The organism is Bradyrhizobium sp. WSM1253 (assembly GCF_000244935.1).
Classification (GTDB): Bacteria; Pseudomonadota; Alphaproteobacteria; order Rhizobiales; family Xanthobacteraceae; genus Bradyrhizobium; species Bradyrhizobium canariense.
Genome location: NZ_JH600072.1, coordinates 105,971 through 114,297, shown reverse-complemented (window position 1 = coordinate 114,297; position 8,327 = coordinate 105,971). Strand labels below are relative to the sequence as shown.

At 59.7% G+C, this 8,327-nt stretch carries 8 protein-coding genes, 2 pseudogenes and 1 other annotated feature; of the genes and pseudogenes, 3 read left to right on the top strand and 7 right to left on the bottom strand.

Annotation, left to right across the window (positions count from 1 at the left end; translation table 11 throughout):
• The coding region (locus tag BRA1253DRAFT_RS00525; RefSeq protein ID WP_009859241.1) for a DUF2336 domain-containing protein at window positions 1–1,041 on the bottom strand (1,041 nt) is incomplete at its 3' end.
• A gap of 351 nt (window positions 1,042–1,392) precedes the next feature.
• Between BRA1253DRAFT_RS00525 and BRA1253DRAFT_RS00520 the strand changes: the two genes are divergently transcribed.
• Window positions 1,393–1,776, top strand: coding sequence for a hypothetical protein (locus BRA1253DRAFT_RS00520; protein WP_009859240.1), 384 nt, complete (start codon window positions 1,393–1,395; stop codon window positions 1,774–1,776).
• A gap of 123 nt (window positions 1,777–1,899) precedes the next feature.
• On the opposite strand, the gene BRA1253DRAFT_RS43210 is transcribed toward BRA1253DRAFT_RS00520, so the two are convergent.
• Both BRA1253DRAFT_RS43210 and BRA1253DRAFT_RS40785 read right to left on the bottom strand, forming a co-directional pair.
• A complete protein-coding gene (locus BRA1253DRAFT_RS43210) occupies window positions 1,900–2,052 on the bottom strand; it encodes a hypothetical protein (RefSeq protein ID WP_009859239.1) in 153 nt (50 codons plus the stop codon).
• A 336-nt stretch (window positions 2,053–2,388) separates the two neighbouring features.
• Window positions 2,389–3,089 (bottom strand): annotated as a pseudogene (locus BRA1253DRAFT_RS40785) (IS3 family transposase); the annotation flags it as partial.
• Window positions 2,689–2,805, bottom strand: a sequence feature (AL1L pseudoknot). It overlaps the preceding pseudogene by 117 nt.
• Window positions 3,090–3,654: 565 nt before the next feature.
• Between BRA1253DRAFT_RS40785 and BRA1253DRAFT_RS00505 the strand changes: the two are divergent.
• Window positions 3,655–4,437, top strand: coding sequence for a hypothetical protein (locus BRA1253DRAFT_RS00505; protein WP_009859236.1), 783 nt, complete (start codon window positions 3,655–3,657; stop codon window positions 4,435–4,437).
• 160 nt (window positions 4,438–4,597) lie between these two features.
• Here BRA1253DRAFT_RS00505 and BRA1253DRAFT_RS44945 read toward each other — a convergent pair whose 3' ends face one another.
• The 4 genes from BRA1253DRAFT_RS44945 to BRA1253DRAFT_RS00485 all read right to left on the bottom strand — a co-directional run bounded on the left by BRA1253DRAFT_RS44945 (window position 4,598) and on the right by BRA1253DRAFT_RS00485 (window position 7,734).
• Window positions 4,598–5,050, bottom strand: a complete 453-nt coding sequence (locus BRA1253DRAFT_RS44945) for a phasin family protein (protein WP_083869737.1) — start codon at window positions 5,048–5,050, stop codon at window positions 4,598–4,600.
• 314 nt (window positions 5,051–5,364) lie between these two features.
• The gene (locus BRA1253DRAFT_RS43200; protein ID WP_157158498.1) at window positions 5,365–5,997 is read right to left on the bottom strand and encodes a hypothetical protein; all 633 of its coding nucleotides are present in this window, start codon (window positions 5,995–5,997) and stop codon (window positions 5,365–5,367) included.
• A 284-nt stretch (window positions 5,998–6,281) separates the two neighbouring features.
• A complete protein-coding gene (locus BRA1253DRAFT_RS00490; RefSeq protein ID WP_009859233.1) occupies window positions 6,282–6,524 on the bottom strand; it encodes a hypothetical protein in 243 nt (80 codons plus the stop codon).
• A 661-nt stretch (window positions 6,525–7,185) separates the two neighbouring features.
• The gene (locus BRA1253DRAFT_RS00485; protein ID WP_157158497.1) at window positions 7,186–7,734 is read right to left on the bottom strand and encodes a hypothetical protein; all 549 of its coding nucleotides are present in this window, start codon (window positions 7,732–7,734) and stop codon (window positions 7,186–7,188) included.
• Between the two features lie 32 nt (window positions 7,735–7,766).
• On the opposite strand from BRA1253DRAFT_RS00485, the pseudogene BRA1253DRAFT_RS40775 reads away from it, so the two are divergent.
• Window positions 7,767–8,327, top strand: a pseudogene (locus BRA1253DRAFT_RS40775) (transposase); the annotation flags it as partial.

Sequence of the window (8,327 nt, the reverse complement as noted above, 5' to 3'; positions counted from 1 at the left end):
GGCGCCCGCGGAGATTTCTCCCCAACGAACGGACCATTGGCTGGTCGAGAGATGAAGCGTTTCAAACAGCAACTGAGCTCGTGCGCATTCGCCTAGTGAAAGCCCCGCGCCGCGAGTGTTGAGGACCGCCAGCGTGGTCTGCCAATTCAAGCGCGATGCCCGGCACGCCATAACCGGGCCTTCGTAACCGGGCTCTGCCATAACCTGCTCGATGGCCTCAATCGGTGCTGCCGACAGCACCGACAAGGCCGTGAACAGGTTGGCTGTCTCACGCCGGATCGCGAACCGATTGACAGTCGAGTCGCTCAGCTTTCCGCTCCGATTGAGCGATATGATCTCCGGCCTCGCAGCGGCGTACTCAGTGTCGCAAGGTCGCTTCGCTGTCGCTAATACTTGCGAGGACGCGTTTGCGTTGGAAGCCTTAATCGCCGGCCGTGGCGATGCCGACAGCAGCTCCCGAACCACCATGTCCGGGGTGTCTGGCCTCAGTGTCAGCGCTTTCGTGATCTCGTCGTCCTCCACAGCCCTACGGATCAAGTTGGCATAGGCCGCGCCCGAGAATTCAGCGCCCGGATTGCCGATGATGGCCAGACAAGTCTTGCTGCTGCCGCGCTGCAATATTGCCTCAGTCACTGGGCTTTCGATTCTGCGCCGGCCAGCAATGGCGAGACGGTGATCCTCGCTGCCGGACGTCGCGATCGCCACGAGATCGGCCGGCGACAGGGCGGGAGATTTCATAAGGATCGGGACTGCGACCGCCGGATCGTTGCACGAGGCGAGACGTCGCAGGGTCTTCATCGGAGCAGTACCCAGCTCGGCGAGCGTCGTGCTGAGCTCGGCGAGCGTCCCCGGCGCAATCCACGGTGCTAAGCGAATTAGAACGTCGTCAAGCAGGCCGACCTGCGGCTCTTGCAATCGGTTATTACCGTCGACGAGCAGCTCGGTGGTGCGCCAGAGCATGCGCGCACAACGTTCGGATGAGCTCCTCGCGATGGTGGCATCCAACTCAGTAATGAGATCGGCCGCAGAAACTGCCCTCATTGGCTGGCCCCAAATTCATTTTAATATCGCCACGTCAAATCAAACGTATTACGCGCGGAAGTTGTTAAGATTCCTTTATATGCCAAATCGTTACATACGAGAGGCTGTTATTATTCAACTGAACGGCGGTCATGACAAAACAAAGCCCGGCCGGAGATCGAGTCCCGGCCGGGCCTTGTTGAAGACTGAGCTGTTGGAGAAGGACGGCCCAGTGTCAATACAATGGACAGGCTCGCCCGCGCCTACCTTGATCTACGTCAAGGCACCCCTATCAGAAGGCGCGCTCGATTCCACCGCATGAAGAAGCCAGACCTGGCATTGTGCGCCACGGTCCAACGCAAGGAGCAAGCCATGATAAATCTGAAAGTTCTTGGCGCGTTCGTTATTGCGGCATCCGCCCTGTCCAGCTCTGCTGCACTGGCCCAGGCGGCTCTCTCCAATCCGGACGAATGCCAAGCTGAATTCGCCAACTGCACGGGTCTTGGAACCGGGACTACCCCCGTCTATCGATATCGGCGAACGGCGCATCGCCATCCGGTGGCGGCGGCTGCAACCGTCGGCGGCTGGAGCAATTCCTACGCCATGTCCGGCGGGACGGGGTACGGCGGCGGGATGGGGTACGGCCAGAACGGCTGGTACGGCAACTGGAGTTCGTATGCTACCCGCAACGGCATCACCTGCAGGCCCGGCACCAATTTCAAGGGTGCGGACGGTCTCCAGCATCTCTGCCAATAGGTGATCCGCTAGAGGCTAAATCAGGCGGGCCCAAGTGGCCGTGTGACTCTTGGCCCCAAACCCGACACGCATCCTGTCGGGTTTGGCGTCCTAGGGCAAAGCGGACGCTATTGAGTACACATGTTAAGCCGCAGCCTGCTCATCCCCGCCTATGGCCGCGTTCAGCGCAGCGACCGCCGCGCGAACCTCCTTGCCCGCCATCCTTGCCGCATATTGGCCTGCAAAGCCGAGATATTCGCCTATCTCGCTTAAGGTGCTGTCGGACGACGACGCCATGTCGAGTACCGCTCACACCTTGTGGCGCAGCTGGCCGCGCAAGGTCTCGGTATCCAGCGCGCGAGCCAACTCCCCTTGGGCATCCGGCATCTCAGCATCCCAGCTCCCGGTGTCGGCCTTGTCGCTTGCCCGATGCCGAACCTCGCCGAACCGTTCTTCGGGGCCAACCCAGGCATGGCCGTCCCAGATCTTAACGAGCTTGTTGCCAATCCAGCGCGCCCGTTTGTTTTCGACCGCCCAAATCAGTTGCTTCGCGCTGACGTCCACCATCTCGCGGTCCATATTCGGAAGTACAGGCTGCTCGCCGCTCTCGCCTTCATCATCCCGCACCTCATTGAACTGGCGGTTGACGTGATCCAGCGGGCATGGCGCGGCCATGTCGCTGATCGTGGTCTTAACCGGTTTGCCGCGGATAACCCCCTGCAAACCCATGTCCTGCATCAATCGCGACACCGTGCAACGAGCAACATCGAAGCCTTCTCGCTTGAGCTGCCGCCACACCTTGCGCGCGGCGTAGACGGAGAAGTTCTCATCGAAGACGCGCCGAACCTCGATCTTCAGCGCGGCGTCCTGCCTGGCTCGCGCCGACAGCTTGGCGGGATCGCGCCGCTTGGCCACATGGGCATGGTAGGTCGAGGGGGCGATCGGCAACACCTTGCAGATCGGCTCGACCCCATGCGCCCCACGATGATCGTCGATGAAGGCGATCATGGCTTGGACCGGCGGTCGAGCTCCGCCATCGCAAAATAAGCGCTTGCCTTGCGCAGGATCTCGTTGGCCTGCCGCAGCTCACGATTCTCCCGTTCCAGGGCCTTCAGCTTCTCGGCCATCTCAGTCGGGACACCGGCCCGCTGCCCGCTGTCGATCTCGGCCTTCTTGACCCAGTCATGCAGCGTCTGCGGTGTGCAGCCGATCTTGGCCGCAATCGAGGTCACTGCCGCCCAGCGCGACGGGTGCTCGCCGGCGTGATCCAGAACCATCCGAACCGCACGGTCGCGGACTTCAGGCGAAAACTTGTTCGTGGTCTTGCTTGTCATGGCTCCATCCTCTCGGGAGTTGGAGCCTCCGGCAAACCCGGGGCGGTTCAATGGTGCATTCCGGCTCAATCGGAAGCTATGACTTGAGGGGAGCAACTGACCATGAGCTCAGCACGCTTGTCACAATCTTGAGTCGGCTGGAAGCTAGCACTGTCTGAGATTACTGTACTCATGGTGCTGGGCGTTCGGCGGCGAAGCATCGCAAAAAAGTAACCTCCCAGCTTGCTTCTATAGCGGGAGCTCTACAGCATTCTGTGGCCATATCTAGCTGCGTGTTGACGAACTGCCCTCCGGCGTGATCTCGCATGGAGCGCGCTGGCGAACCGTCAGGGTTCCTTCCGTAGTTCTCCCGCCGACAACATACTTTCGCCTCCTCGGCTGCGTTAAAAGCGCCAGTATAGCTCTGAGGTGAGCTGGTAAAAACGACGACGTGACGTGCAGCTGCATGCTCATCCCCTGGGAAATGCTCAAAACCATCTGCGTCCCGTTGAAGGTTAACTCGCCGTAGCGCAGATGCGCGAATCGCTCTCCGGCGGGTGCTATTGCATTTCATATGGAGCGCCAAATGGCTTCCACGTTAGGCGACAAGCTCGCGGAAGAGCAGATCACGAAAAGCTTGGAGGAGCATTTTTCTAGCCTGGCGAGCTTGGCCCGCGAAAAGGGAGTCGGCCCTTTGGCCCGACCGACCAGGATGAAGACGTCACGCGCCCCGCCGGGCACGGGTCATCGATTGGCCGGTTGGCGCTATTTGGCTTTCATCGGTTCTCTATTTGTAGCATCGATTACTGTCGTCGGGTGGCGATGGTCATCGTCCGTTGATTCGACAATGATGGTCGCCGCAGTACCGCCCCCTCCGGTACAAACCGCGCCGAATGACGTTGCGCCGACTGCCGTTTCCGTGTCTTCAGAGATTGCGCAGCAGCTCCAACCGATGGCGCGCGATTTAGCTGCCTTGAGGCAAACGGTGGAACAGCTCGAAATGAGGCAAGAACAATTGGTCCGCGGCAATGAAAATCTCGCAAGCCAACTCAAGGCGAGCCAGGAAGAAATGGCGCGGAACCACAGTACCATCGACCAGATCAAGGCGACCCAGATCCAGATGGCGCGCGAAAGCCAGACACTCACCGAGCAACTCAACGCGAGCCAGGAACAACTCGCCCACGTCATCGCCAACGCCTCAGCGCCAAAGGCGATGCCTGAGGTGAGCTCCGGAGAACCAAAGGTGATGCCCGAAATACCATTGCCTCGTCCGCGTCAGTCGGCCAATGTCGCCCAGACGCAGAAGCCGGCGCCGCCGCAAGCCAAAAAACCGCAACCGTCATTGGCATGGCCATGGTCAGTGCACTAATGCAGCACACATCCCCTACCCTAAGATGGCGACCTGGGTTTGGTCTGAGCCCGGTTTCGTTTCCGCCTCGTCGAGGCCCAGCGGACCTGGTGAAGCGTCGCGCGACTTACGTGTGCGGCTCGAGATCCAGCCGCCCACGTAAGTGGCCCTAGAGGCTCGGCTATGCAGCGCGCTGCATCCGTTCGACGCTCTGAGCTATATGGTTGCCCGCATCGTCTGCTACCTTGAGGGACATGTCGGCCATCCGACGGCTGCTGTCCATCGCGCTGCGGATCGTGTCGCGCACTAGATCCGTCTGAACGGCTGCCAAATCGTGAGGAGTTCGACAGCGCCAGAGTTCATTCATTCTGTCCATGCTCCGCTCAATCTGTTGTCGAACGAACTCAAAGTACTCGCGCGAAACCCGGTTCATACCTTTAGCGATGGCTGTCGCGGAATACATGATGGTTTCGGCGTTGCGGGCTGAGCGTTCCGTCGCCCGCTGCGCTTGGGGACTGATCGGCCGTGCGCCCGGTGGCTGTGCCGCGGAACGCGTAAAGTTCGGCTGGTAGCTTTCAATGTACGCGAAGGTCAGGTCTGATGTCCGCGTTGCTGTCAGAGAGCCGAATGTCACATCGCCGTTCTTTAGTCGAAGACCTGCTCCCTTCGCGTGATCCTGCGGCCGTCGTCCCTTCAACCGTGGTGGTCTCACAGTGGCAGCGGTGCCGGGGCCCGATACCAGCACCTTCTTTCTTTAATCGTGCCCTTGGCCTTCTCGGTGACACCTCCATGTGCTTGCGATCCATACCGCGCTCCTTCATTTTCGGTGATGCATAACGCACGAGAGAGTTCGCCGCCATCGAACCGGTTCAGGGGCCGCATCCTATCGAAAAGATAACGGGCCGTTCCTGCATCAGCTCAAGGCGACCTGCGGAGTTCAGATGGGAGCTAGCTCGGCTTCACGCGGGCTTTCGGAGCTGCCGTGAGGAAATCATCTCGGCTTCGGTCTCCTTGATTGTGCTGAGGACGTTTTTCACGGACGCTTCCAGACTCGATAAGGAATTCGGATCGGATTCGATTTGCGGTGGACACCGTAAGTTGACTGGGCGAGCATGGTCCGCTTTCGCTGCGCATCGCGGCAAAGGCTAAGACACGTTCGGCATGCCTACGGCGAAATGGCAGTGACATCATAAAGCCAAGTGCCACGAGCACCATCATCATCACTAGCGACCCGTCGAGTGATCTGGTTATCGACGTCTTGTTGTGTTCGATAATGCGCGGCGGGGTGACCTGAACAACATCTGCCAAGACATCTTCCAGTGCCGTGCCGATCGTTTGCTCGCCTTTGCGCTCGATTACGGGTGGCGGAGTGACCTGAACGATATCCGCCGCGGCATCCACCGGTGCCGTACCGATCGCTTGCACGTCTTTGCCCTCGACGGATGGTGGCGTGACTTGAACGTCATCCGGCGCGCGATTTACCGGTGGACTGGCAGCGGTCGCATCATCATTTCCCGCGCGATGCGCGCCCAATGAGGTACGCGCCCCAAGCGGCTGCACAGGTTTCTGATCCGATAGCATCTTCCGCGTTGGTTCCTGCGGTTTGAGCTTCGTCCGCTGAGCTTTGTGAACCTTGTGGAGATCAGGCGCCGGCGTCGCGTGTCTCCACATATCCCACCGAGGGCGCGGCGCGCGTTCGCGGAACGGATAAAAAGCACCGTCAGGAAGCCAGCCGTCACCAGACCACGCGACTCTTCGGCTGGCGTGCCTGGTCTTTAGCTCCGGCCCCGGTGCACTGCTCTTCGACAGCCGCCGCAGCTGCATTCTTTCAAAGGAATGGCTCCCGATTGGGAGCCATTTTTCGATTAGTCGTCCCAGTCGTGGTAATGGTGACGCCTAATCACTACCGTGCGGTCGCCATCGCGATCATACCATCCGTGATGCCAGCCTCGATCATGTGCATAAAAGTGAGCACGCGGACTGTAGTAGTGGTCGGAATAGTCCGGGCCACTTCCGATCCGGAAACCGAATTCCTCAGCGCTTGCGATGGTCGGCGCTGCCACCGCGATGGTCGCTAACGCGGCGAGAACGTAAGAAAGCTTCTTCATCTATCTCTCCATTCGTTGGTTTCCCCGCGGGGAAAAACATAGTGCGTGGCGACGTTCCGGTTTCTCTTTGGAAACTTTCTTGAACAGATATTCATTGTGATCCCAAGCGCTCGTCTGCCTCCTGAATGTGATCATCCCTGCTCACGTTGCGTTTCCATCGGGCGACGTCTACCGCGGCCGTCTCGCGCGCCCAATTTGGCGACGGGGAGCTTGCATCAGCTCATTCCGAATCAGGAACGCGCGGTAAAGCAAAAGTCACGGTCGTTGCAGATTTACAAACTGCACGCCCGTTCGAGACACTAAGCTCGTCCATTGAGACAACCGAAAAATATTTCGTGCTTACTTCAATATGATTAGGCGGGGCGAAATGTATGAGTCTATCGCAATGACAAGCGCTTATAGGGCGCGGCGTGGCTCCGTCATGATAGGCCGAGAAGCGCTGTTAGAGGCACAGCATATCTAAGAATATCGAGTCAATGGAGTCATGGGCGGCGGCTTTCCGCTCGGTGATCGCGGTAGTTGCTGCTAAGTCGGACCTCCATGCGCTGCGGAGCCGACGCCATGAGGCGGTGCTGCACGCCTTCAGGCTCGGGCTGGAGGCATCGTGTCAAAGCCGCGCAAAGACGCATCAGCGGGGCTCGGACTTTGGCGGCGGCGATGCTCATCGGGTTTTTACCGCCGCGCAGAACTGTTCCGTGACCGCCGTCGTTTCCTCGGCGACGTTCCAGCCGTTCGTCTCGGCGTTTTCCTTGGCCAGCTTATGCTCAATCTCAAGCATCTTCTTGGTAAGCGCGTACGGCTTCCAGTCGGCCTTGGACAGCTTGGCGTAGGTGTTCGCTCCACAGACGTTGTAGGCAATCGCTTTCTGCGCATTAGTGCTGACGTGGCTCATGTGGTCCTCGACCACGGCGGCGACGCGCGCCTTGGCGTATTGGCTGTTGGCTGCGATGAAGTCTTTGCAGAAGGCGACCCGTTGACCTCCGTCGCGGGCCTTGATGTAGGCCGTCTGCGTTTCGTAATGGAGGCGGTAGGCGAGTTTCTCAGCATTCGGCTCAGATTTCACCGCTTCAAGCGTGGCGCGGTGGTCACCCGAGGTGGCGTCATTGATCGTGATGTCACATACTCTGGCGAGGGAGAAGACCGGAACGTAGGCCCGCAACTTGGCTTCCAAGACATCGTTGTGAGCTGCTGCCGGTTTGATGGACACCAAGATTGGGTGTTTTATCGAGCCAGAGGTGGGTCATGCAGAGACGGAAGTTCAGTCGAGAGTTCAAGATCGAGGCGGTCAAGCTCGTCAGGGAGCGCGGGGTATCTGTGGCGCAAGCTGGCCGAGACCTGGGCGTTCATGAGAACGTGCTGCGCAAATGGGTGAAGGAGTTCGGCTTCGACGCTGCGCAGTCCTTCCCCGGCCACGGGCAAATGAAGCCTGAGCAATTGGAGATCGAGCGGCTGCGGCGCGAGGTCAACAAGCTGAAGGCGGAGCGGGATATCCTAAAAAAGGCCGCTGCCTACTTCGCGAAGGAAGCGACATGAAGTTCGGCTTCATCGCGAAGCACCGGGGCATCTGGCCGGTGGCATGGCTATGCGAAGCGATGGGCGTGTCGCGGTCGGGCTTTCATGCCTGGCTGAACCGATCGCCCAGCGCCAGATCCCGAAGCGACGAGACCGTAGGCCAGCAGGTCAAGGTCAGCTTCCTTGCCAGTGACCAGACTTACGGCGCGCGGCGCGTCTGGCGAGACCTTCTGGCGGACGGCGTCGAATGCGGCCTGCACCGGGTCGAACGGCTGATGCGCCTGCAGGCCC